This window comes from Bacillus paralicheniformis (assembly GCF_002993925.1).
Lineage (GTDB): Bacteria > Bacillota > Bacilli > Bacillales > Bacillaceae > Bacillus > Bacillus paralicheniformis.
Window position 1 is genome coordinate 3,774,706 of sequence record NZ_CP023665.1, and the last position, 24,303, is coordinate 3,799,008.

26 protein-coding genes are annotated in these 24,303 nt (G+C 45.4%); 1 reads left to right on the forward strand and 25 read right to left on the reverse strand.

The genetic code is table 11. The annotated features are described in order from the left end of the window. Nucleotides 1-3: 3 nt before the first annotated feature. The 20 genes from uvrB to flaG all read right to left on the reverse strand — a co-directional run bounded on the left by uvrB (nucleotide 4) and on the right by flaG (nucleotide 20,245). Nucleotides 4-1,989, reverse strand: a complete 1,986-nt coding sequence (uvrB, locus tag CP943_RS19345; RefSeq protein ID WP_025810713.1) for an excinuclease ABC subunit UvrB — start codon at nucleotides 1,987-1,989, stop codon at nucleotides 4-6. A gap of 183 nt (nucleotides 1,990-2,172) precedes the next feature. Continuing rightward, nucleotides 2,173-2,406 (reverse strand): CsbA family protein, encoded by a 234-nt coding sequence (locus CP943_RS19350; protein ID WP_020453089.1) that lies wholly within the window; start codon nucleotides 2,404-2,406, stop codon nucleotides 2,173-2,175. A gap of 118 nt (nucleotides 2,407-2,524) precedes the next feature. Beyond that, the gene (locus CP943_RS19355) at nucleotides 2,525-2,818 is read right to left on the reverse strand and encodes a DUF5316 domain-containing protein (protein WP_020453090.1); all 294 of its coding nucleotides are present in this window, start codon (nucleotides 2,816-2,818) and stop codon (nucleotides 2,525-2,527) included. A 125-nt stretch (nucleotides 2,819-2,943) separates the two neighbouring features. After that, nucleotides 2,944-4,179 (reverse strand): PDZ domain-containing protein, encoded by a 1,236-nt coding sequence (locus CP943_RS19360; RefSeq protein ID WP_082021589.1) that lies wholly within the window; start codon nucleotides 4,177-4,179, stop codon nucleotides 2,944-2,946. A 273-nt stretch (nucleotides 4,180-4,452) separates the two neighbouring features. Further along, nucleotides 4,453-4,806 carry a swarming motility protein SwrAA gene (gene swrA / locus CP943_RS19365; RefSeq protein WP_003185659.1) on the reverse strand — a complete coding sequence of 118 codons (354 nt, stop codon included), beginning with the start codon at nucleotides 4,804-4,806 and terminating at the stop codon, nucleotides 4,453-4,455. Between the two features lie 352 nt (nucleotides 4,807-5,158). Next, nucleotides 5,159-6,577 carry a carboxy-terminal processing protease CtpB gene (gene ctpB / locus CP943_RS19370; protein WP_105981254.1) on the reverse strand — a complete coding sequence of 473 codons (1,419 nt, stop codon included), beginning with the start codon at nucleotides 6,575-6,577 and terminating at the stop codon, nucleotides 5,159-5,161. Between the two features lie 127 nt (nucleotides 6,578-6,704). Beyond that, nucleotides 6,705-7,763, reverse strand: coding sequence for a tartrate dehydrogenase (locus CP943_RS19375; protein ID WP_020453093.1), 1,059 nt, complete (start codon nucleotides 7,761-7,763; stop codon nucleotides 6,705-6,707). Between the two features lie 154 nt (nucleotides 7,764-7,917). After that, nucleotides 7,918-9,168: a murein hydrolase activator EnvC family protein gene (locus CP943_RS19380; protein ID WP_020453094.1), complete on the reverse strand. Its 1,251-nt coding sequence runs from the start codon at nucleotides 9,166-9,168 to the stop codon at nucleotides 7,918-7,920. A gap of 92 nt (nucleotides 9,169-9,260) precedes the next feature. Next, entirely contained in the window at nucleotides 9,261-10,151 is an 891-nt protein-coding gene (ftsX, locus tag CP943_RS19385) for a permease-like cell division protein FtsX (protein WP_105981255.1), read from the reverse strand. After that, the gene (gene ftsE / locus CP943_RS19390) at nucleotides 10,144-10,830 is read right to left on the reverse strand and encodes a cell division ATP-binding protein FtsE (RefSeq protein ID WP_003185670.1); all 687 of its coding nucleotides are present in this window, start codon (nucleotides 10,828-10,830) and stop codon (nucleotides 10,144-10,146) included. Before ftsE ends, ftsX begins: the two co-directional genes overlap by 8 nt. A gap of 350 nt (nucleotides 10,831-11,180) precedes the next feature. Beyond that, entirely contained in the window at nucleotides 11,181-11,507 is a 327-nt protein-coding gene (cccB, locus tag CP943_RS19400; protein WP_020453096.1) for a cytochrome c551, read from the reverse strand. A 48-nt stretch (nucleotides 11,508-11,555) separates the two neighbouring features. Beyond that, nucleotides 11,556-12,410 carry a YitT family protein gene (locus CP943_RS19405; RefSeq protein WP_020453097.1) on the reverse strand — a complete coding sequence of 285 codons (855 nt, stop codon included), beginning with the start codon at nucleotides 12,408-12,410 and terminating at the stop codon, nucleotides 11,556-11,558. 202 nt (nucleotides 12,411-12,612) lie between these two features. Then, nucleotides 12,613-13,714, reverse strand: a protein-coding gene (gene prfB / locus CP943_RS19410; protein ID WP_096748347.1) for a peptide chain release factor 2 whose coding sequence is annotated in 2 segments (ribosomal slippage) — nucleotides 12,613-13,641 and nucleotides 13,643-13,714 — 1,101 coding nt in all. Because the reading frame shifts where the segments join, the coding sequence is not laid out codon by codon here. Between the two features lie 62 nt (nucleotides 13,715-13,776). Beyond that, on the reverse strand, nucleotides 13,777-16,302 hold the full coding sequence (gene secA, locus CP943_RS19415) for a preprotein translocase subunit SecA (protein WP_023856379.1): 2,526 nt from the start codon (nucleotides 16,300-16,302) through the stop codon (nucleotides 13,777-13,779). Nucleotides 16,303-16,462: 160 nt separating this feature from the next. Further along, nucleotides 16,463-17,023 carry a ribosome hibernation-promoting factor, HPF/YfiA family gene (gene hpf / locus CP943_RS19420; protein WP_026580169.1) on the reverse strand — a complete coding sequence of 187 codons (561 nt, stop codon included), beginning with the start codon at nucleotides 17,021-17,023 and terminating at the stop codon, nucleotides 16,463-16,465. A gap of 231 nt (nucleotides 17,024-17,254) precedes the next feature. Further along, on the reverse strand, nucleotides 17,255-17,632 hold the full coding sequence (locus tag CP943_RS19425) for a DUF8042 domain-containing protein (RefSeq protein WP_020453101.1): 378 nt from the start codon (nucleotides 17,630-17,632) through the stop codon (nucleotides 17,255-17,257). A 9-nt stretch (nucleotides 17,633-17,641) separates the two neighbouring features. Next, nucleotides 17,642-17,983, reverse strand: a complete 342-nt coding sequence (locus tag CP943_RS19430) for a flagellar protein FliT (RefSeq protein WP_020453102.1) — start codon at nucleotides 17,981-17,983, stop codon at nucleotides 17,642-17,644. Further along, entirely contained in the window at nucleotides 17,983-18,384 is a 402-nt protein-coding gene (fliS, locus tag CP943_RS19435; protein ID WP_020453103.1) for a flagellar export chaperone FliS, read from the reverse strand. Before fliS ends, CP943_RS19430 begins: the two co-directional genes overlap by 1 nt. Nucleotides 18,385-18,402: 18 nt before the next feature. Then, nucleotides 18,403-19,884, reverse strand: a complete 1,482-nt coding sequence (locus tag CP943_RS19440; protein ID WP_023856382.1) for a flagellar hook-associated protein 2 — start codon at nucleotides 19,882-19,884, stop codon at nucleotides 18,403-18,405. Between the two features lie 19 nt (nucleotides 19,885-19,903). Continuing rightward, nucleotides 19,904-20,245, reverse strand: a complete 342-nt coding sequence (gene flaG / locus CP943_RS19445) for a flagellar protein FlaG (RefSeq protein ID WP_023856383.1) — start codon at nucleotides 20,243-20,245, stop codon at nucleotides 19,904-19,906. Nucleotides 20,246-20,516: 271 nt separating this feature from the next. Here flaG and CP943_RS19450 point away from each other — a divergent pair, with 271 nt between their 5' ends. Then, nucleotides 20,517-20,900, forward strand: a complete 384-nt coding sequence (locus CP943_RS19450; RefSeq protein ID WP_026580170.1) for a hypothetical protein — start codon at nucleotides 20,517-20,519, stop codon at nucleotides 20,898-20,900. A gap of 129 nt (nucleotides 20,901-21,029) precedes the next feature. Here CP943_RS19450 and hag read toward each other — a convergent pair whose 3' ends face one another. The 5 genes from hag to flgL form a co-directional block, all read right to left on the reverse strand. Next, nucleotides 21,030-21,962: a flagellin Hag gene (gene hag, locus CP943_RS19455; RefSeq protein WP_025810704.1), complete on the reverse strand. Its 933-nt coding sequence runs from the start codon at nucleotides 21,960-21,962 to the stop codon at nucleotides 21,030-21,032. Nucleotides 21,963-22,095: 133 nt separating this feature from the next. Then, nucleotides 22,096-22,320 carry a carbon storage regulator CsrA gene (gene csrA, locus CP943_RS19460; protein WP_023856386.1) on the reverse strand — a complete coding sequence of 75 codons (225 nt, stop codon included), beginning with the start codon at nucleotides 22,318-22,320 and terminating at the stop codon, nucleotides 22,096-22,098. Beyond that, complete coding sequence (gene fliW, locus CP943_RS19465; protein WP_023856387.1) at nucleotides 22,314-22,745, reverse strand: flagellar assembly protein FliW; 432 nt, start codon at nucleotides 22,743-22,745, stop codon at nucleotides 22,314-22,316. The genes csrA and fliW overlap by 7 nt, the downstream gene beginning before the upstream one ends. Nucleotides 22,746-22,766: 21 nt before the next feature. Then, nucleotides 22,767-23,333 (reverse strand): DUF6470 family protein, encoded by a 567-nt coding sequence (locus tag CP943_RS19470; protein ID WP_026580171.1) that lies wholly within the window; start codon nucleotides 23,331-23,333, stop codon nucleotides 22,767-22,769. A 49-nt stretch (nucleotides 23,334-23,382) separates the two neighbouring features. Next, nucleotides 23,383-24,294 (reverse strand): flagellar hook-associated protein FlgL, encoded by a 912-nt coding sequence (gene flgL / locus CP943_RS19475; protein ID WP_026580172.1) that lies wholly within the window; start codon nucleotides 24,292-24,294, stop codon nucleotides 23,383-23,385. Nucleotides 24,295-24,303 lie beyond the last annotated feature (9 nt).

Genomic DNA, 24,303 nt, shown 5'->3' on the forward strand with positions numbered 1-24,303 from the left:
CATTCATCCTTCCGATTTTAACTCTAGGAGCAAGTCGCGAAGCTCAGCGGCACGTTCAAAGTCAAGCGCTTTTGCGGCTTCCTTCATGTCGTTTTCCATTTGAGCGATCACTTTTTCCCGCTCTTTCTTCGTCATCTTCGAAAGCTTCGGCTCCTCTTTTGCTTGATATTCTTCCTGCTCTTCAGCAGCATGAGTTGCCCGGATGACGTCCCTGATCTTTTTGTTGATCGTTTTCGGCGTAATGCCGTGTTTATCATTATAGGCCTCCTGCTGTTCGCGGCGGCGCTTCGTTTCATTGATTGCGATTTCCATTGAGTTGGTGATTTTGTCGGCATACATGATCACGCGGCCTTCAGCATTTCTGGCGGCGCGGCCGATTGTTTGAATGAGCGAACGCTCAGACCGCAAAAAGCCTTCTTTGTCTGCATCAAGGATGGCGACAAGTGAAACCTCCGGAATATCGAGTCCTTCCCTCAGCAGGTTGATGCCGATGAGAACGTCATGCTTGCCGAGGCGAAGGTCGCGGATGATCTCGATCCGCTCCAGCGTTTTAATCTCGGAATGCAGGTACGTGACCTTGATTCCGATTTCTTTCAGATAATCCGTCAAATCCTCGGACATTTTTTTCGTCAGCGTAGTGACGAGGACGCGTTCATTCCGCTCGATTCTCTGCTGGATTTCGCCGATCAGATCATCGATCTGCCCTTCAATCGGCCTTACCTCAATGATCGGATCGAGCAGCCCCGTCGGCCGGATGATCTGCTCTACCATTTCAGGCGTATGCTCAAGTTCATAAGGGCCCGGCGTAGCCGACACATACACGATGTTGTGAATGTGCTTTTCAAACTCTTCAAACCTGAGCGGACGGTTATCCAAAGCGGAAGGGAGCCTGAATCCGTGATCGACGAGAACCTGTTTCCTCGCCTGGTCTCCGTTGTACATTCCTCTGATCTGCGGCATGGTGACATGCGACTCGTCTATGACCATCAGGAAATCGTCCGGAAAGTAATCGAGCAGCGTATATGGAGTCGAACCTGCCGGACGAAGCGTCAAATGTCTTGAATAGTTTTCGATGCCCGAGCAAAAGCCCATTTCGCGCATCATTTCCAAATCGTATCTCGTCCGCTGTTCCAGACGCTGGGCTTCAAGGAGCTTGCCTTCTTCACGAAGCGCTTTAAGGCGCTCTTCCAGCTCCTCTTCAATGTTTATGATCGCTTTCTTCATCTTTTCTTCCCGCGTGACGAAGTGGGAAGCCGGGAAGATCGCGACGTGTTCCCTCTCCCCTAAAATTTCGCCTGTCAGGGCATCCACTTCCCTGATTCGTTCGATTTCGTCGCCGAAAAATTCAACCCGGATGCAGTGCTCATCCCTTGAAGCCGGGAAAATCTCGACGACATCGCCGCGCACTCTGAATGTTCCGCGCTGAAAGTCGATATCATTCCGCGCATATTGGATGTCAACGAGCTTTCTGAGCAGCTCATTTCGCTCGATTTCCATTTCCGCTCTGAGCGAGAGCACCAGTTCCCTGTATTCCTCTGGGGAACCCAAGCCGTAAATACAAGAAACACTCGCCACAATGATGACATCTTTGCGTTCAAAAAGAGCAGACGTGGCAGAGTGCCTTAATTTATCAATCTCATCGTTAATGCTGGCATCTTTTTCGATAAATGTATCAGTCTGAGGCACGTAAGCTTCAGGCTGGTAATAGTCATAATAGCTGACAAAATATTCGACTGCGTTGTTTGGGAAAAATTCCTTAAACTCGCTGTACAGCTGTCCGGCGAGCGTTTTGTTGTGGGCGATGACGAGAGTCGGTTTGTTGACTTCTTTAATCACGTTTGACATCGTAAACGTCTTTCCTGTACCGGTCGCCCCCAAAAGCGTCTGATGCTTTCTGCCTTCATTGATTCCTTTGACAAGCTGATCAATCGCTCTCGGCTGATCCCCCTGGGGCTGATAATTCGAGACTAATTCAAAGCGGTCTTTCACAAAAAAGCCTCCGTTTCTTTACGAAATCTTCCTGCTTATTATTTTAACACACCCGAAGTAAAAATACGAACTAAAGTTCGGTTTCTGTGTTTTCCCACAAAAGCCGGCCCTTCCTGATCTATCAAAAAACCCCTCCTTTTTGTCATCAAAAGCAGGGCTTTACGGCAATCATTCTTACGATTTCTATGAGTCTTCCTTCTTTTCACCCGCCTTTTTCGCCGCATAGAGTGAACCGGCCACGAGCGAGACGATATCAAGTCCTACAATAAAAAAGGTTTCCGTATAACCTTTTAAATATGAAGCGAACAACAGCGCTGCGGTCAGCGCAATCCCGACGTAATGGTTATAGGTCACCCTTGTAAAAAACAAGACAAGCAAGAAAGGAAATATCAGTGCAAAAACGGCTTTTGTAAACACAAAAACCCTCCTCACGTTTCTTGATCTTATTCGATTATATTAAAGAACAAAGAAACGGACAAACATGGACACTCATTCATTTTGTCCATTATCATGCCGCGTTATTCGGAATCAGACGTTAAAAGGCGAAAAAGAACGAGATTCCGGCTGCCAGGAGGTTCGGCATGGCGAAAACGGCGAGTGCGTTTGCCAGTTTGCCGTTCCACTCCCTGTGCTCCTTCGTTTCCGAATCGTGATTTCCCTTGAACCGGTCACCGCTGACAAATACGCCGGAACATAAAGCAGACAGCAGAATTGCGCCTAGTCCGGCGGATCCCGAAACTTTGAAAATCAACGTCCAATCCCCGGCCGCAGCCGAAATCAATACAGCTATCAAACAAACAAAAACACCGGCGAGAAAAGCCTTTTTCATCAATCATTCTCCTTCAATCGGTTCTATCCATCATCCTAGCGGAACGTTTTGTAAAAGACAACCAAAAAGATTCCCTAAAAGGAAAAGCAAAAGCGCCCGAAAAAGCGGCGCTTTATTAACATCAATTATTCTGTTTCTTGTGAGGCGGCTGCCTCAGCGTGCTTCATCGCCGCATCCTCTTCTTTTACAAAGATGATGCCAAGCTCATGATGCTCTCCTTCATATGAAGCTCTTTGTTCAAAACGAATTTCATTGTTTAAACCGACGACTTCAAGTTTGAAGAAAGCACGGTTCTTTTGAAGCGCTTCGTAGAAGTCCGCCGCATTTTTCACTGAAATCCCGTTAACCTTCGTGATGATTTCGCCGATCTTGAGACCGAGATCGGCTGCCGGCGTGTTCGGAATAATGCCGAGCACCACGAGCCCCTGGTCTCTCTTTGAAAAATGGAAAGGGGCGGAATTATCGTTCATCCGCTGTTTCCATGATAAAAAGGCCCTTCCTGCGATCGCCGCTCCGGCGGCAAGAGCGGCAAGCGGCGTCCACCATACGCTTCCGGCCGCGAGCAGCAGAATGATAATACCAAGCACGCTGATGCGCTTCGCTGTAATTTTAATGCTTTCAATCGGAAGCGATCCTTGAACTCTTTGGCCGAAGCCGATGAAATAAGGAATCCAGAGGAGCTCAAAGCCTCCGTTAAATGACAGAACGGGCCACCACGGAACCGATGATTCGATCGCATGTCCCGGAATGAGAATGAACAACGGCAAAAGCCAGGTTCTGCCCGCAATCTGCTGGCCGATCGGGAGCCCCCTTTTGCTCATAACGATCGCAGGGGAAGTTTTGATATGTGCCGTTTTGTAGACGAGCACTCCTTCCGCTACCAACAGAAGTCCGAGCAAGACGGCAGCAGCCGGCCAATTCGCGAGGGACAGCTGTGGAAGTAATGCGTCAAGCGCTCCGAAACCGGTGTATTCGATACATAAACCGACGACGATGCTCACGCCAAGCGTATATGCCGCTGACAGCAGACTCTGTCTGAAAGTTAAAGCTGCGGCAACGCTGACCGCCGCTATTAAAACCAGCATACCCATCGGCAGATACAGCCCTAAGCCGAACGAAACAATGGACAGCACGAGTCCTGCCAAGAGTCCTTTGGAATATGTAAACTTAAACTCGTCATAAATATCTTCAATACGCGTATGAAACGTCTTTCTTTCACGTTTGATCCGGGCATAGCCGTAAGCAAGACTCATGATCATCATAAAATAGAAGAGCGGGTGCAGAAAAAACAATCCTGCTCCTTTTAAAAGTTCAATTAAGCTTTCTTCAACTGACAAGGGAACGTTCACCGCCTCAGCCAAGCATTTCAGGCCGCCTTAAATACGGCAGCTTTTTAACGTTGGATATTTTAGGGAAACCCAGCTTGTCTAAAGCGTCGGCACGAGGAAATGACGTGCGGCCGTTCAGGCGGGATGCCTGAGCCGTCAGCCGCAGAAACTTTCGTCATGATGCTTTAACGCCGGTGCTTTTTAAGCGCATTCGTGACGACAAATGCTGGCACCTTTAGGCAAGCTGGTGCATTTTATTATTATTCTAACAAATAATAAAATGCTTGGGTATGGTAAACGTGAGGTTTATTTCTCCTGGCTCATCCAAAGCGTCACATTCGACAAAGAAAAGTCTTTCAGGTAATGATTGACTTCGACATCTAGAATATCTCCTATCAGCTGCATTGACCGCTTGATATCGGTCAGATTGATGCCGAGCCGCTTGTGGTTGTCCATCAAGTAGTTGAAATAAAGTTCCGCGCAATCCTCATTGATATCCTCCACACTTTCGACCGAAGTGTAGTTTACGAGGTATCTGCTGAACAGCATAAGCAACCCTACTGCCTTTGTAGCGGAAAACGTAACGTCTTGTGATCGAACTTTTAACTGCTCCACTAATTCATAGTATTTTTTCTCTCTCACAATACTTGCCCTTTTCAATCGTGTACCCCCATTTATTATTTATATATAAGAAAAGCGCAAGCGTCAGACGACTCCACCAACAGAGACGAAGAACGCAAACCGCGCTAACATTCTCCGCAAAAAAAATGCACACATTATAATTCTTGAAAAAGCTTTGGTTCTATTTTAAAAAGTTTTCCTTAGTTATACAACTTGCAAAAGTTACATTTTTACTGCATCTTTACATCCTTATAAAGTCTCCCATACACTTATGTTATCGGGTCAATTCTATTCATTATGAATGTTTTTTTTATGAAAAAACAAAAATTTTAGGTAAAAAGATTGAGAATTTATTTTCTGAGAATAAAAAAAGTGAGGACATCCTGTGTCCTCACTTTTTATTAAACAGCACTTTTAATGCGGTTTGCAGCTGAAGATCGTTCTTTTCTTTCATCTTTTTCTCTTCAATCCGCAGGTTCATTGTATTTGCCGTTTTTTGGTCAATGATGCCCGTTTGTTTCAGCTTGTTTTCAGCCTGAAACGCCATGACGGCTTTTTTTGTGCCTTCACTGTAATAGCCGTCTTCCCGGCCGGGCACAAACCCGAGTCCTTTCAGCAGGTGCTGTGCCCGCTTAATTTCATTGTTGTTCATATCCGGCTTGAGAGGCTCCTTCAGCTGTACAGGCCCCACCGAGAAATATGCAGGCTGGGCGACTGGAACGGTCGGCTGAATTCCCTGCTTATGGATCCAATTCCCTTTAGGCGTCAGCCATTTATACAGCGTCAGCTTAATATTGCTTCCGTCTCCCATCGGAACCGCTTGCTGGACGGTTCCCTTTCCAAAGGAAGGATCGCCCACCACGTCGTAACCCTCGGCTTCTTTTAATGCACCTGCAAGAATTTCCGACGCTGAAGCGCTGCCCTTGTCCGTAATCACGCTCACAGGATATGGTTTTTTCTCTTTTAATTTTGAGAAGTATTGTTTTTTATTTCCGTTTCTTTCGGCGATTTGTATATATGGATGATCTTTTGTCACAAAATGTTTTAAAATGTCTTCAACGCTTTGCAAGTATCCGCCCGGATTGCCTCTTACATCCAAAACGAGCCCTTTTATTCCCTTTTTCTCAAGCTTTTTCAGTTCAGCAGTAAAATCTTTTGCCGTATGTTCGGAAAAGGAAGATATTGCGATATAGCCGACAGGTTTGTCCTGTACTTTTTTAATGGAAGCAAATACCGTTTCCAGCGGAATTTCATCGCGCTTAATTGTAAATGTCAGCTGATCTTTCATGCCGGGCCGATGAACTTTCAGCGTAACCGTCGATCCCTTTTTGCCCCTGATCTTTAATACGGCGTCATTCAAATCCATTCCGGCCATGGAATCGCCGTCGATACTGATGATTTCATCGTTCGGCTTTAATCCGGCTTTCTCTGCCGGAGACTGTTTAAAAGGAGAAACGATAATGATTTTCCTGTCTTCCATTCCGATTTCTGCGCCGATTCCTTCAAAAGAGGAATCAAGGGAATCTGAAAACCGCTTTGCCGTCTGTTTATCCATATAAACCGAGTATGGGTCATTCAATGTTGAAAGCATGCCCTGTATGGCTCCTTCCAACAGCTTTTCCCTGTCGACCTGCTCTACATATTCATTTGAAATCAGGTCATATGCTTTCTCAATTTTCTCCAATTCGTTTCTGGCGGCAGCCGCTGATGCTTTTGGAACGGCATCATGAAACGGAATCGGACCGACGCCTGTTACCAAGCCGCATAACAGGCTGAGCGCAATGATGAGCCGTGCAATCTTCTGATTCATCCTATACCTCCTCTTCTGCCTGCACTATGTTTTGTTGCTTGAAGTATTATGCGCAAAAACCGCCCGTATCATGTAATCGATTTTCCATTCACAGCAAAAAAACTGCCGGATTGCCGGCAGCTTTTGCTTATATAGTCTTCACACGCTTGATGATTTCTTCTGTCACTTCATCCGTCGTACTTGAACCGCCGATATCAGGCGTCAAGTAACCGCTTTTTAGAACGTCTTCGATCACGTCAAGCAATCTGGCACCAAGTTCTTCTTCTCCAAAATGATCAAGCATCATTTTAGCCGTCCAAATTTGGCCGATCGGGTTTGCAATTCCTTTGCCGATAATATCCGGGGCAGAGCCGTGCACAGGCTCAAACATGGACGGATATTTGCCGTTTACATTGATATTGGCGGCCGGCGCCACGCCTATACTCCCCATAATCGCCGCCCCGATATCGGTCAAAATATCACCGAATAAGTTGCTGGCAACAATGACGTCAAGCTTCTCCGGCTTCGTTACAAAAAAGGCCGACAGCGCGTCAATGTGCTGCGAATCAGCGGTAATGCCAGGGTAGTCTTTTGCCGTGTTCGCAAAGACTTCATCCCAAAAAGGCATTGAATATACGATTCCGTTCGATTTTGTTGCGCTTGTGACATGCTTTTTCCGTTTAGCCGCCAACTCAAATGCAAAGCGCATCGCCCTCTCCGCCCCTTTTCTTGAAAAAACGGCATTTTGGATGGCGATTTCATCTTCATCTCTGAAGATTCTGCCTCCGATCGAGCTGTATTCCCCTTCACTGTTTTCCCTGACGACAAGAAGATCGAAATCTTTTGGATTGGCCAGCGGAGACTTGATTCCTTGCAAATATTTCGCAGGTCTAACATTGATGACCTGTTCAAATTCGCGGCGGATTTTAATGAGCAGCCCCCATAGGGAAATATGGTCGGGGACAAGCTTGCTGTTTCCTACCGCTCCAAGGAAGATGCTGTCGAACTCTTTCAGCTGCTCCATACCGTCATCGGGCATCATTTCCCCGTGTTCCAAATAATACTCGCAGCTGTATGGAAACTCCGTAAACCGAAATGAGAGTCCTCCGTGAACATCAGAAACCGCTTTCAAAACTCGCTGTGCAGCAGGTACGACTTCTTTTCCTACTCCGTCACCGGGTATGCTGGCAATGTTGAATACTTTCATTAGATCATCCCCTATTCAAATAGTCGACTGTCGACAGATGTCACTTTCATTCTATACCTTGTGTTATTTTCTGACAAGAACAAATTTTGAAGCATCTCGATTTGAATAACAAAAAGCCGATTCGGTCCATTTCCGGACGAATCGGCTTTCATTTTTAAAGCGGTATATAATTGGCCGGGTCAACAGCATTGGATTTCGCGTTGTTCCAAAGGCCTTTATGAATTTCAAAGTGAAGATGCTGCCCGTAGGATTGGCCTGTATTTCCCATCGTTCCGATCACTTGTCCCTGTTCAACACGCTGGCCTGTCTGCACTTTAATCGAAGACATGTGAGCGTAGACCGTCTGATATGTTTGCCCGTTGATATTATGGGTAATAAACACAACATTGCCGTAGCTGGACGAGTAATGGGCGTTATAGACCGTTCCGGCGGCTGCCGCATGAATCGGAACACCTGAACCGCGCTTGGCGATATCTACGCCGAAGTGATTCCCGAGCGAACGATTTCCGAACCCGGAAGTAAATGTGCCGGAAGCAGGACGGATAAAGCCCGAGCTGCTTGGTGCCGACGGTTTAGAAGAAGAGGCTTCCGATTGGCCGCTTGAAGCCCGGCGGCTCGCTTCAGCTTCCTGCTTTTTCCGATGCGCCTCTTCAGCTTTGATCGCTTCATCCTGACGCTTTAAAATTTCTGCTTCATTTTCGAGTGAACCAAGTTCTTCATGCGCATGATCTTTATCTTGCTTCACTTTTTTCATGACGTTTGCTTTCTCTTTTTGCTGCTTGTCGAGCGTCTTTTTTAAATCTTCCAGGTCTTTGAGCGCTTTTTCAAGGCTTTCAAGATCCTTGCTCAGCTTTGTCTCCTTTTCCTCAACAAGCTGAAGATCGCGCTTTTGCTCTTCCATCAGGTCTTTATCAGCTTCGACAATTGTCGAAACCGCACCCGCACGGCTGATGAAATCCCCAAAGCTTTTCGAGCCGAGAAGCACATCTATGTATTGAACGGAACCGCCGTTTTCCTGCATGGAGCGAACCCGGTCTTTCAATATTTTATTGCGTTTCTCAATCTTTTCTTTAAGCTTTTTGATTTGCTTTTTCAGCTCTTCAATGCTTTTCTTTGTTTGGTCGATTTCTTCGTTTTTCTTTTCCAGCTTTTCATTCGTGTTCGTCATCTGACGGTCGATTTTCTCGATCTCGCTTTTCAGGCCTGCTTCTTTTGATTCAAGCTTTGAAAGCTCCTGTTTCTTTTTTTCGAGTTTTGACTCGTTTTCAGATTTTTTGCTTTGAACGTCGCTCTTTTCTTTCTCCAAGTCTTCATAAGCTAAAGCATGGTTGCTTTTTAGGGGGATCAGCACTGCCGACGATCCGAGCACAGCGGTCAGCCCCAGCGTCATAAGCTTTCTTTTCAACCTTGGTTCCTCCTTGCCTTCAGAATCAAGGGAGCCCGGCGCTTTGCAGGCATCCCAGCTTTAAACATGATACAACCGGCGAGAGCGCCGGTTTAAACTTTTAAGAATTTGCGAATCGACATCAAGCTTCCCCATACACCGATAACGGCTCCGATCAGCACAAGGATCGCTGAAATTTGGAAGACGAACGGATTGTACGGCAAGAGCTGTATGAACGTGCCCTGAACTTTCGGAGCGATCCACTGAACGGCATGATGATACGTTCCGAGCAAAATAGCGATCGGAATGATAGAACCGCATACGCCTAAGAGCAGACCTTCAATGAAGAACGGCCAGCGAATGAACCAGTTTGTCGCGCCTACAAGTTTCATAATCTCGATTTCTTTGCGTCTTGCAAAAATCGTGATTTTGATCGTATTAGAGATTAAAAACATCGCCGTAAACAGCAGGCCGACAACCAATGCAATCCCGATTATTTTGGTGACACCGCTGATTTTAAACAGGCGGTCTACCTGCTCCTGCCCGTATGTCACCTTATAGACGTTGGTCAGCTTCTCAAGCTTCTTGGCAGCTTTCGGCGTGTCTTTTGGATCTGTGGTCTTTACGACAAACGCATCGTTCAGCGGATTTTCCTGCTCGAACATCGCAAAGAATTTCCCGTCTTCGCCAAAGCTGTCTTTCAGGTTTTTCAGCTCTTCATCTTTAGATGAATATTTGACACTGCTGATTTCCGGTATTTTTTTTATTTCTTTTTCCAATGTATTTTTTTGGTCCTGGTTGGCCGTCAAGTCAACAAGCACTTTGACTTCGACTTCCTGTTCGGCTTTTAATGTCATATTGTATACGTTCAGCATGATGACCATGAACACGCCGACCAAGATAAGTGTAACTGTTACAGCACTGATGGATGCGAAAGTCATCCACGCGTTTCTCCCGAGAGATTTTAAGCTCTCGCGCAAATGCCGTCCGAGAGTTCTAATCATAAGAACCATACTCCCCTCTAGCTTCATCACGCACAATGACCCCGTCTTCGATTGCGATGACCCGTTTCTTCATGGTGTTTACGATTTCTTTGTTATGAGTCGCCATAACGACTGTTGTTCCGCGGTTGTTGATCTCCTCGAGCGTCTTCATGATTTCCCAAGACGTCTCAGGGTCAAGGTTTCCCGTCGGCTCGTCAGCGATCACGACATCAGGGTCGTTGACGATTGACCGTGCAATTGAAACCCGTTGCTGTTCTCCCCCGGACAGCTGATCAGGGAATTGCCTTGCTTTGTGCTTCAGCTGGACAAGATCAAGCACTTCAAGCACTTTTTTTCTGATCACCTCTGGACGCTCCCCGATGACCTCTAAAGCAAATGCAACATTTTCAAACACCGTCAGCTTTGGCAGCAGTTTAAAGTCCTGGAATACAACGCCGATTTTCCTTCTGATAAAAGGAATCTCTTTTTCTTTGAGCTGCGCCAAATTTTTATTGTTTATGACAATCTTCCCTTTGGAAGGCTTTTCTTCGCGGTAAATCATTTTAATGAAGGTTGATTTTCCTGCTCCGCTCGGTCCTACAACATAAACAAATTCCCCGGGATATATAGAGATGCTTATTCCGTTCAGCGCCGAGACCCCGTTGGAATAAGTCTTATATACATCTTTTATTTCGATCATGTAATCACCTAATCTTCTATGTTTATACGGTCATACTCTTCGAAAGGACATGTCGTTTTGTGTCCTGCTAAATTCACGGTAAATGGTATTGATCCAAGCCCTTTTTCAACAACACCCATTATACGTCAAGATTAGACAAAATGATATTACAGTTTTGTTTCAATGCCGACATAAGTTATAGGAAAAACGCAAAATCAGACAAAAAATTTGTACTTTGGGCCTTTTCTGAGATAAAAGAACTTGTTTTTCTTCGTTCTTCAATAGGTATAAAGGCCTTTTCAACAAAAAAAGAACCTTTTTCACCCGAATGTGAAGAAGGTTCTCTTCGCCTCCTGACCGGCAAGGCATTCTTATTTTTTCTCTGAAAGCCACTTCGCGACCGCTTCAGCTTCTTTTTCGTCTACAAGATTGCCAGGCATTCCGCCGCGGCCGTTGACTACAATGTCTTTAATTTCGCTTTCCTTATACTTGCCGCCAACTTCTTTCAAGCTCGGGGCGGAACCGCCGGACAAATCCTTACCATGGCAGCCTGTGCAGTTTTGCTGGTAAATCTCTTCCCCGTCCGTTGCAGTTGCTTGCCCGCCTGTGTTTTTCTCTTTGCTTTCATTGTTATTGCCCCCGCAGGCAGCCAGCACAAAAGAAACAGCCATAAACAGAGTAAACAGCTTCATTTTCATTTTTTTAAGTCAGCTCCTTTAACAAGTCAACCTTTATTATAACCTCGATTACGCGCGTTTAAAACCCTCGCCAAGCACCTCTGAAGCATCCATTGCAATGACAAATGCAGACTCATCAATGTGTTTCACAAGTTGTTTCAGCTTTGTGAACTCGGTCTGGCCGACCACGCACATCAAAATGGGCCGCTCATCATCTGTATAGCCCCCGACCGCTGATATTTTCGTAATCCCTCTGTCAATTTTATTCAGTACCGCATGTCGAACTTCCTCTTCCCGGTTGGTAATGATCATCGCCATTTTGGAACGGTTCAGCCCGACCTGGATAACATCGATGGTTTTGCTTGATATATAAACGCCAAGCATAGCATACAGTCCCTGTTCGATGTTAAAAACAAACATCGCCGACAGGACGATCGTTCCGTCGATCAGCGCCAAACATTTGCCTTGCGAAAGCCCGGTGTACTTATGAATGATTTGCGCAGCCAGCGCAGTCCCGCCTGTAGAACCCCTTCCGAGAAAGACCATCCCGATACCAACTCCGATGCCGACACCGCCGAAAATGGCGGCTAAGAGCGGATTCTCTGTCGCCGGAGCAATGTCCCGTGTCATATATACGATAAAGGGGAGAAAAACAGACCCGACAAGCGTTTTAATGCCGAATTTTCCTCCGAGTATGAGAATCCCGGCAATAAATAAAGGAATATTAAATGCCCATTGCACATAGGCAGCTTCAAAGCCGAATGATTGCAAAATGGTGCTGATGCCGCTGACTCCGCCGGCTGCAATCCGGTTGGGAAGCAGAAACATATTAAATGTCATAGCGACGACAGCTGATCCAAACAGGATATAGCCGTAGTCACGCAACACCGCAAACAATTGATGTCTCGTTTTATCCATATTCATATCTGTCATCCTCCGCACGATTCGTTACCAATCGAGAGTATAGCATTTAGCTTATTGTAAGTAAATAACAGCCAAATAACGTATTAATCGGATAAAGCGGCAGAGGGACAAAGCTTCTTACGGCTTAGGCTGAACATATCCAGGCGGATTTACCCGCAAAAAAAAAGACACATCTCACAATATGGATGTGTCTTTCTCAAATTTAGGAAAGCTTTGAACGCAAATATGCGTCGATGAAAGAGTCAATGTCTCCGTCCATAACCGCCTGCACGTTCCCCATTTCCGTGTTCGTTCTATGATCCTTCACTAGGGAATACGGATGGAAAACGTATGAGCGGATCTGGCTTCCCCAGCCGATTTCTTTTTGTTCGCCGCGAATTTCGTCAAGCTGTGCCTGCTGCTCTTCGATTCTGCGCTGATACAGCTTCGACTTCAGCATTTTCATGGCACGTTCGCGGTTTTTAATTTGTGAGCGCTCCGTTTGGCAAGTGACGATGACGCCTGTCGGCAGGTGGGTGATCCTGACGGCGGAGTCTGTCGTATTGACGTGCTGCCCGCCGGCGCCGCTTGCCCTGTACGTATCGACTTTAATATCTTCCGTACGGATCTCAATGTCGATTTCTTCGTTGAATTCAGGCATGACATCACAAGACACAAACGACGTGTGCCTGCGCCCTGATGAGTCGAACGGAGAAATTCTGACGAGCCTGTGTACGCCTTTCTCGGCTTTTAAATAGCCGTAGGCATTGTGTCCTTTGATCAGGAGAGTGACAGACTTGATTCCTGCTTCATCCCCTGGGAGGTAATCAAGGGTTTCCACCTTAAATCCGCGGCGCTCTGCCCACCTGGTGTACATTCTGAGAAGCATTGAACCCCAATCCTGTGATTCGGTGCCGCCGGCTCCCGGGTGAAGCTCAAGAATCGCATTGTTTTTATCATACGGCTCGCTTAACAATAGCTGCAGCTCAAATTCGTTAAATTGCTTTGTTAAGCTTTTCAGCTCGCTGACCAGTTCATTTTGCAGGTCTTGGTCAGGATCTTCTTTTAAAAGATCGTGTGTCATTTGCAGTTCTTCATGAGATTCGCTCAACTTGTTATACGTGTTGACATAATCTTTTAACGCATTCGCTTCATTAATGATCGTCTGCGCTTTCTGCTGATCTCCCCAAAAGTCAGGGTCAGCCATCTGCTCGTCTAATTCGCTGATTCTTGCTTCCTTTGTTTCGAGGTCAAAGAGACCCCCTGAAGTCCGCTAATCGAGTAGCCATATTTTCAAGTTCCTGTCTGATTTCTGCCAATTCCATTATTCTTTCACCTCATCATAGATTTCAGCCTGTTCAAAATAAAAAGAGGCGTGCACCTCTTTTTATTCTGTTCTTCCGCAGCAGTTTTTATATTTTTTTCCGCTCCCGCAGTAGCAAGGATCATTGCGTCCGATATCCACCGCTTTGCGGACCGGTTTTTTCTTCGCTTGTTTTTCCTCATCGCCTTCTTTCGGCTGATGGGCTGTCGTCTGTCCTTGAATGACCTCTTCGCGCTCAAGGTTGTTTTCAATTTCAGCCTTCATGACGAATTTGGCTACATCATCTTCGATGGCCGCGATCATGTTTTCAAACATTGCAAAGCCTTCCATTTGATACTCGCGAAGCGGGTTTGTCTGAGCGTAAGCGCGCAGATGAATTCCTTGACGCAGCTGATCCATCGCATCGATGTGATCCATCCATTTCGTATCCACTTCGCGGAGAACGATGACTTTCTCAAATTCGCGCATTTGTTCAGAGCCGTACCGCTCTTCTTTCTCATCGTATTTCGTCTTGATCCGGTCATAAATGAGCTCTGTGATCTCCTCAGGCTCTTTTCCGAAAATGTCGCTTTTCTCCACTCCGCCCTCATCAAGGAAATTCGCATTTACAAGCTCGACAAGGCCTTCAAGATTCCACTCTTCAGGCAGATCTTCCTTTGGCGTGTATGAAGCAACAGCCCTCTCAAGTGAAGCTTTAATCATATTTTCGACGATGGAGCGGAGGTTGTCGGAATCGATGACCTCAAAGCGCTGTTTATAGATGACCTCACGCTGCTGGCGGAGCACGTCATCGTATTGCAGAAGCTGCTTACGGGCATCAAAGTTGTTGCCTTCCACACGCTTCTGTGAAGATTCGACCGCTCTTGAAACCATCTTGCTCTGAATCGGCGTCGAATCGTCCATTCCGAAGCGGTCAAGCATCGCCATCGTCCGTTCTGCACCGAAGCGTTTCATTAATTCATCTTCCATGGAAAGATAAAATTGGGTGATACCAGGGTCCCCCTGACGGCCTGAACGTCCGCGCAGCTGGTTGTCAATCCGCCGTGATTCATGGCGCTCCGTACCGATAACGGCCAGTCCGCCAAGCTCTTTTACACCTTCGCCAAGCTTGATGTCCGTACCACGTCCCGCCATGTTGGTCGCGATGGTGACCGCGCCTTTTTGCCCGGCATCTTCGATAATCTGGGCTTCCCGCTCGTGGTTTTTCGCGTTTAACACCTGATGCGGAATGCCTTTATTTTTAAGCAGCTTTGAAATCAATTCAGATGTTTCAACCGCAACTGTACCGACAAGAACCGGCTGACCGACCATATAGCGCTGGGCGACATCCTCTGCAACAGCTTTAAATTTTCCTTCCATGGTCCGGTAAATTAAATCCGGGCGGTCATCACGGGCGATCGGCTTGTTGGTCGGAATCGTTACAACCTGCATGTTGTAGATGTTGCGGAATTCTTCTTCTTCCGTTTTTGCCGTACCCGTCATCCCTGCCAATTTTTCATACATGCGGAAATAGTTCTGGAAGGTGATCGTCGCGAGCGTCATGCTCTCATTTTGGATCTCAAGCCCTTCCTTCGCTTCAATGGCCTGGTGGAGCCCGTCGCTGTAGCGGCGGCCTTTCATCAGACGGCCTGTGAAAGAGTCGACGATAACGACCTGGCCGTCTTCGACGACGTAATCGACGTCTTTATGCATCGCCGCATGGGCTTTAAGCGCCTGGGCAATATGATGGTTTAAGGCGACATGGCGGACATCAAACAAGTTTTCGATGCCAAATGCCTTTTCGGCTTTTGTCATCCCTTCTTCAGTCAGCTGAACGCCTTTTGTTTTCACATCGTATGTGTAGTCCTGATCCACTTTTAATGTGCGGACAAACGCATTGGCCTGAACGTACAGCTTTGTGGATTTGGCCGCTTGTCCAGAAATGATGAGCGGCGTTCTTGCTTCATCGATCAAAATCGAGTCGACTTCATCGATGACTGCAAAATGAAGCGGACGCTGAACCATCTGCTCTTTATAAAGCACCATGTTGTCGCGCAAGTAGTCAAAGCCAAGCTCATTATTCGTAGAGTACGTAATATCGGCTGCATAGGCTTCACGCTTCTCGTCTTTTGAAAGGCTGTTCAGGTTTAAGCCGACTGTCAGCCCGAGAAATTCATAGATTTTCCCCATCTCTTCAGCATCGCGGCTCGCCAGGTATTCGTTGACCGTCACGATGTGAACGCCTTTCCCTGACAAAGCGTTCAAATAAACAGGCATTGTGGACGTCAGCGTTTTACCTTCCCCCGTTTTCATTTCGGCGATATTCCCTTCATGAAGGGCAACGCCTCCCATCAGCTGAACCTTAAACGGGAACATGCCTGTCACGCGCCGGGAAGCTTCCCTGACAACGGCAAACGCTTCAGTCAAAAGGTCGTCAACTGTTTCGCCTTTTTCAAGGCGCTCTTTGAACTCGATTGTCTTTTGTTTCAAAGCTTCGTCTGAAAGCCTCTCTATATCTGCCTTGAGCGCATCAATCTCGTCCGCTTTCTTTTCATAACGGCTGAGCGTGCGTTTTGTCGGATCAAACACTTTATTTAAAATTCCAAGCATAGAATAACGCTCCTCTTTATTTTCCTTGTTTAAGTATGAGTAAACAGTAATTTTTATATATGCAATATCATATCATACCTTTTGTCATTTCCAAACAATTTACCGCGGGGAAACGGAAAAAATCCCCTCTGCGGAAGATCCGGGAGGGGACTTGATATATTTATTCGTTCGGTTCGATCAAACCGTATTTTCCGTCGTTTCTTCGGTAGACCACATTGGTCAGATTGGTTTCGGCGTTCGTGAATACAAAGAAGCTGTGTCCAAGCATATTCATTTGTAAAATCGCTTCTTCATTATCCATCGGTTTTAAATTAAAGCGTTTTTGACGGACAACCTGCGGCTGTTCATCCTCAGCGTCATCCTGCACGGCCGTTCCGATGCCGTTTTCTTCGGCAAAAACATACTTCGGAGAACCTTTTTCGCGGAACTTCCGGTTCACTTTTGTTTTGTGCTTGCGAATTTGACGTTCCAGTTTGTTCGTTGCGAGATCGATTGCATTGTACATATCTTCGTGGTGAACTTCCGCACGGAGAGAGAGGTCTGTCATTGGAATTGTCACTTCCACCTTAGATTCCTGATCGTTGTAGAATTTCAAGTTGACGTGAACAATCGCATCAACGTTATTTTCAAAATAACGCTCAAGCTTTCCAATTTTCTTCTCGACGTGTTCTCTTAACGCTGGTGTTACATCAATGTTTTCTCCTCTGACGTTGTACTCCATCAAAAGAACGCCTCCTTTATATTAAGGATATGTAAATACATTTCGTCTTTTCCCTGCTGAATTCCTGCATAAACGTAAAAATTATGTGAAAAATCCGTGAATTTTGACGAAGATTGTCTCCTGTCATTTGAACCCCTTTATTAAATCTTAAATATATTCACATGCGAATAAAATCAGAACGCCATTTTTGCTTTTTAAAAAATATGGCATACACCTGTCAGGTGTATGCCGTCAATGGATAACGTAAGGTCTCATGCATTGGTGGATCGTTTTCATCCATTCCCGATAAAGCGGTAAAAAATGATGGGTTAAGTCATGCTGAAATTCAGCAGACGGATAATTGTAATAAATCAGACTGTCAAACTCACGGAAGACTCTGTCAAAAAAACGAATCGAAGATTTGGCACAGCTTGTCTCCAAAATCGACAGCAATACAGCGTGCGACGAATCTAACTGAAAAAAAGCATAGATTAAATCGTTAAAAATCCGCTCTCCTTCTGTCTTCGCCAAATCTTGATTCGCTTCTATTAAATAGCAAAACCCCTCTTCAATCGTAAACAAAAGCTGATAATAAGTCGTTAAGAGCATGTAATCGTCGGTGCTTGTCAAAGCGATCACCTATTTGCGCTTGTCATAATATGTGCCGTCAATCGTCATGTTGGCGTACGGATTGATATAGGAATGATGCATGGCTCGCTTCTGCTTCGCCTGAAGCAGCTCATGTTTGACAGCCTGCTGCAGCCTTTTCAGTTCGGCCATGAGCAATGGCTCCATATCCGTCACTTGCCGCAGCTGCTGCTTTTCTGTCTCAGAAAGAGGCGGCTTGATCTCCTTGATCAAGCCATCGCGTTTTTCAAGAAAAGCTTCTATTGCCTGAACCAGCTCATCACTTTCCGGGGCGTCTTTTATTTGAGCGAGCATATGTTTTGTTTCGCTGTACAGCAGCTCAATCTTTTCCATTATGCCAGCCCGCCCGATCCGAACCGGCCCTGCCGTTCGATTTGAAGCGCTTGCTTCCAGGCATCGCGTAAATCTTTAACATACCCTTCGACTTCCGTCACGATATCTTTGTCATTGCGAATGTTGGCTTCAACCAGGCGGCGGTGGATATACTCGTACATTGCCCCCATTGATGCGGCCAATTCGACTTTCCGGTCAAGAGTGATATTGAGCTCCTGAATAATCTTTTGAGCTTTAACAAGGTTCGTATTTTTCGTTTCCATATCCTCTTGTTCAATCGCCTGTTTCGCCAGCTTCATAAATTTAAGGCAGCCATCAAATAGCATAAGCGTCAATTCTCCAGGGGTCGCCGTGTTGATTGAATTTTGCTGATAAGCTGCATACGGGTTGTTTAAAGCCATTCTTGATCCTCCACAATATTATTGTCCAAGCATTTGTAATAAGTATGTCGATTGTTCGTTCGCTTTTTGAATCGCTTTTTCCATCGCCGTGAATTTTGTGTAATAGCGATTTTCGACTTGTTTCAGGCGGGCGTTCATTGACGAAATGTCAGATTCAACTGTATTCAAGTTTTTCCCGATTGTAAATTGATTGTTTGTCATTGCTGAATTTCCGGCTTTATCCTCAATCTGCTTTTTCGTATCGGTCAAAACAGTCTGAAGGCGTCTCATGATGCCTTTTTCATTATAGTTTTCAGTGCTGCTCGTTCCCGCCATAAAGAGATTAGCCACACTGTCGGGATCTTCTGCGATCTTTTCTTTCAGTTTTTTTTCATTTATCTCTAAATGACCGCGCTGACTGTAAACGCTCGATGTCGTAATTCCAAACTGAGTGAGCTGCAGCGATTCGCCGTTTACAGAAACATTTGAATAAAAATCAGTACGCATTTGGTTGGTGGCACCGCTTAAAATCGTGTCACCCCTTAACAGTCCGCTTTTCGCTTTTTCTTCCCACAGCTCAATTTGCTTTTCCGTCATATCTTTTTTCTGTTCTTCTGTCAGCGGTGTATAGTCGCGGTATTTCTTTTCCGTGAGCTTGCCGTTGGCCATATCGATCAGTTCATTGTACTGTGTAACAAAATCTTTAATCTTTTCGTATATACCGTCCACATCAGTAGATACATCTATCGAAACGGGGCTGTTTGTCGTATTCTTCAGCTGATATGTCACATTATTAACGGTAAAGTTGTTCGTTGTCTTCTCAATCTGCAATCCGTTGATGACAACTTCGGCATTTTGACCTGCCTGACTGGCTGTCAGCTTGTTGTCTGCGTCAAGCGCAAAACCGAGCTGATTGGACATAAAGCTCGCCGTCGCATCATCAGCTGCCTGGATGCTGCCCCCTGCGCCGGTTGCTTTTGATGTGAAAGCGATCGTTTCTACGTATTCAGAACCGTTATAAATCTTTTCTTTCATAGCGGTTACGCCCAAATTTGATTTATTGACTTTGGAAACGATGTCATCCAGCGTATCCGTGCTGCTGACGCTGATTTCAACTTTTTTTGCAGTCGTTTCTCCAGGAGCTGTCACTTGGAAAGTTAACGTTTGATCGCTCCCTGTATACCCTGAAAGGCTAGAAGTCTTATAGGTGGCGGCGGTTGCCAGCTTGTTGATTTGAATCGTGCCTGATGCCGCATTCGTGGTACCTGTTGCCGTAACAGCCGACTCGTTAGAGCTTATCACCTTTTTCGCGCCGTACGTGCTGGGACGGAGCATAAGGTTGATTGATTCCTGCAAGCCTTTGATTTTCGTATTGATTTCACGATAACTGTCACGCTGCCATTCCAAAGTCTGTTTCTTTTGTGTGAGCTTATCGAGCGGGACGCGCTCCGTTTTCATTAATTTGCTGACAATATCGTCTACATCCATCCCTGAAGCTAAACCTGATATTCTGATCGCCATATCATCTAACACTCCTGTTCTATGTAGTTTTATCGACAATTAATCCCATGAACTCCGCCATCGCCGCATAAAAATCGAGCCACTCTTTTGGCGGGATCTCACGGACGACTTCCTCTGTCCGATTGTCCACGACTTTCACATAATACTCTCCCAGTTTTTCATGAAGCACAAACTGAAGGTGGACTTGCGACGGCTCTAAAAGGTTGTTTGCGCCTTGTACGGTTTTCTCAAGCTGAGCAAATGTAAATTCTGCAGCGTCCGTCTGCTGCGGGCGTTCTACAGCTTCAGACTGTTTATTCATCATCTGCGTTTTGTAAGCATCAATAATGGGTTCTAAAGATGACAATCTATTGATCGACAATTTTTACCATCCCCTATGCTATGATCTAAAACTTATATCGGCTAAGGGCGAATGAGATTAAATATCTTTATGGAAAAAAATTAATTAAGGTAGATAGAAACTAGCCACTCACAGTATATTTTAAGAATAAAGACCATGATAGAACTTCCTTATGATAGCCATTATAAAATCCTTTTGGATACGAAAATATCTTTCAATAAATATTCAAATTTGTTATTTATTATAATGTTATAATTGAACTGACAATATCTACAAGAAAGGGGATTTGTTCATGAAAAAAATATTTGTGTCGCTGGCACTAGCCTTTGTATTGTCATTTAGTTTTTACTCGTCTTCGAAGGCAGCAGTTTTGGCTCGAGTAGCTGTATACCCTGGTGAAGTTCGCCAAAGCGCTGATATTTTTCGTGGCGTTGGGGAGGGGGATTTCCGGTGCAGATTTTATAATGCAACACGTTTAGGCGGTGGCACTTGTTCACTTTATGAAATTACTCCAGATGGAAGAAATACATTAGTTGCCTCTTCCAGTGTAGATTACTCGCTACAACAAGAAATTCAGACAGTTTATACAGATCCAGATCACCTCTACTATATAAAAGGGAAGAATTCTGCACTAAGTGGTACAAGAACACTTATTATTAGCGATTTCTCTAATTAATAGGCATTCTATATTGAGACACTCTAAGGTCAATGATTGAGTGTCTCTTTTCTAGTCTTACAAAAAAGGATCTTAGTTGATGTTGCAATAAAAAAGACCTTGGCAAAAGCCAAGATCTTTTTTAAGCAATTAACGAAGCAACTGAAGAACGTTTTGCGGCTGTTGGTTCGCTTGAGCAAGCATCGCTTGAGAAGCTTGAGAAAGAATGTTGTTCTTTGTGAACTCGCTCATTTCTTTAGCCATGTCTACGTCACGGATACGAGATTCAGCAGCTGTTAAGTTCTCAGAAGAAGCACCAAGGTTGTTGATTGTGTGCTCTAGACGGTTTTGTACCGCACCAAGTTTTGCACGTTGTGCAGATACTTGGCTGATTGCACTGTCAACGATTTTTAATTGGTCATTGAAACCAACATCTGGTTCAGTAGCTGCGTTATCAGCAAATTTAGTTACATTGATATCTCCAACTGTTTGGTTAGCTAACATAGTTTGACCAGTAGTATCTGCAGGATCTTTAACTCCTAATGCATCAGTGCTCATTTTTTCAATGTTAACAGAAATTTGTTGCTTTGCGTTAGCACCAATTTGGAATACTAAAGATTTATCGGTTGGTGCTGGGTTTGCTGGATCTGCTGGTGCTTTGAAAGTACCATCCAACAATTTTTTACCGTTGAACTCTGTACGTTCTGAGATGCCGTCAATTTCGTCTTTTAATGCTTTGATTTCATCTTGAATGGCTGTTAAATCTTCAGTTTGTTGTGTACCAGTGTTTCCAGCTTGAACAACTAGTTCACGAACACGTTGAAGGATTGAGTGAGTTTCAGTCAATGCACCCTCAGCTGTTTGGATAAGAGAGATGCCATCTTGAGCGTTCTTAGAAGCCATTTCTAGACCGCGGATTTGTCCTCTCATTTTTTCAGAGATTGCAAGACCTGCTGCGTCATCTCCAGCACGGTTGATGCGAAGACCTGAAGAAAGTTTCTCCATGTTCTTTTGGCTTGCGCCATTGTTTGCTGACAGACGGTTCAGCGTGTTAAGCGCCGCAATGTTGTGGTTGATTCTCATTGTGTATTTCCTCCTTGAAATGTGTTTGATTGCACGTCCATGTGCATGTTTGAAGCATTCAGGCTGTCCTTCCTGCTACATATTTTATATCGGAGGTGCCTTGAAATTGTTTATAGCAAAAATAAAAAAATCCTCACTTTTTTTGTGAGGATAATTTCGCAAGCAAATCGTTTGAGATGGAAGCGGCCCGGCTGTTTTCTTCCTGGATCGCCAAATAGATTTCCTTGCGGTGAATTTCGATATGCTTCGGCGCGTCAATGCCGATTTTCACCTGATCTCCGTCAACGGATATGATTTTCACTTCGATTTCGTCTCCGATTTGAATCGCTTCATTGAGCTTGCGGGATAAAACTAGCATGCTTCCCCTCCTATCGGCTGCTTAGTCTGATAAGAAGAGTCATGCAAAATCACTTGTTTGGCAAGCATTTTTCTGCGGTTCACGACAATCGGCGCCATCAAATTGGCCGTTGATTTCTCGAATGGCTCTTCGATCGTTAAAATCGCCATCACTTCAACGTCTTCGGCAGATTCGATTTCAAGAAGTTCAACCGTCGTTTCATCAAGATCAAAACCATAATCTTTGAAAAAGACGAACGGACTGGCGACAATGAATGCAAGCTCTTCCGACTGCACCGACTGAAGGACGACAAACGGCGAATCCTCGGAAAGCGGCAGGATGACGAACTTCTTCTCCCCTGTAAATCCGGGTAGGCCGTTTTTAAACATGATCGTCTGATCTTCTTGAATTTGTGTTTCTCCGTGATACTTCGTTTTAATGATCATCATTCACGATCCTTTGCTAAATTACTTTTGTTTTGGGTATTCCACATCTATTTTTACCTCCGGATATTGGAGCATGTCAACCTTCACACTGCCTGGCGTATAGTTAACAACCGGTTTATTCGGCGTTGCTTCGATAACAGGCTTACGCGGCGTCGCTTCAATGTTCACTTTAGCCGGTTCATATGCGATCTTCACCCTGTCAAATGACGGCGTAAAATGAACGCCGATTTGAATCGGTTCAGGCTCGCTGATTCGTCTCGCCTGGTCTGCAAGCGGATTGCCTTCGATTTCAATCCGCATCATCTCGTCCCCTTCTTCAGCGGTCCGAGCCATTCCGGCAAGCCAATCCTGATAGCCTTGCTGCGCCCCTTCTTCAATCCTTTTAAAGATATGCTTTCTTTCTAAGTCTTCCCATGCTTTAGTCTGGTCAATCGTGAGCTTCGAAGGGGTAGTTGTAATCTCCAGTTCAGCCGGCGGCTGCTCGATTTTCAAGTCGGCGCGCGGCTGTTCCATTTTCAAATCCGGCGGCGTTGTTGTTAAACCGATGCGGCCGGGGATATTTTGCATGATCAGCCTCGGCATCTCCATTATGATATCCTCCTTTTGCTAAAAAAAAGCAACTCGGGTAGAGTCGCTTTTATCTTAAAAAGTCAACCAGTGTCGGCTGAACAATTTTCGCGTTTACGGCAAGTGCAGCTCTGTGAACCGATTGCTGTGTAATAAATTCAGTAATGATTTCTTCAAGCTCAACATCTTCGTTGTCTGACAATACCTTTGTCGCCGTCTCTTCCTGTTCGCTCAGCCGCGCATTAATCAATTCGAGCCGGTTGTAGCGCGCTCCGATATCAGACCGCTCATTACTCATCTGATTGGAAAACTGGTCAATGTCTGAGAGGGCGTTTTCCATTCCTTCCATTGTTCCCGCTTTTAAGGCGTTCTCGAGAGACTCAATCATTTCAAACACATTTTGTCCGCTGCCTGACTGTCCGCCGAAAGCCGAAATCGGATTTGAGTTTACATTTAAGGTTGCGTTTGGCGAAACATTGATGAGAACGTCAGAGCTGCTTGTATAGTTTTCAAAATTGTATGTGTAAGTACCATCGGCGTTTTTTGTGATCGGAGCGACGTCAGAGTTCGTACCGTTAAAGAGGTAGCGGCCGTTGACCTGCGTATTGGCGATCTGAATCAGCTGGTCTTTCAGCTGGCCGATTTCGACTCCGATCGCATTTAGTTCATCCCCGCCGTTTGTACTGTTTTGAGCCTTAACAGTCAGCTCCCTGATTTTCCCCATGATATCAATGCCTTCTGTAATGTTCGTTTCCGTGTTTTCAAGCCATGTAAAAGCTTGGGAGGCATTACTTTGATATTGTTTAACCTGGGACAATTGCGTATTGTACTTCAGGCTTTTCATTGCGACGACGGGATCATCGGACGCCTTTGAAATCTTTTTTCCTGACGAAATCTGGGATTGAAGCTTATCCAGCTTTCCATAGCTTGAATTGATGTAGCGCAAAGAGTTTTTTGCGATCATCCCTTGGGTTACCCGCATGAATCTTTA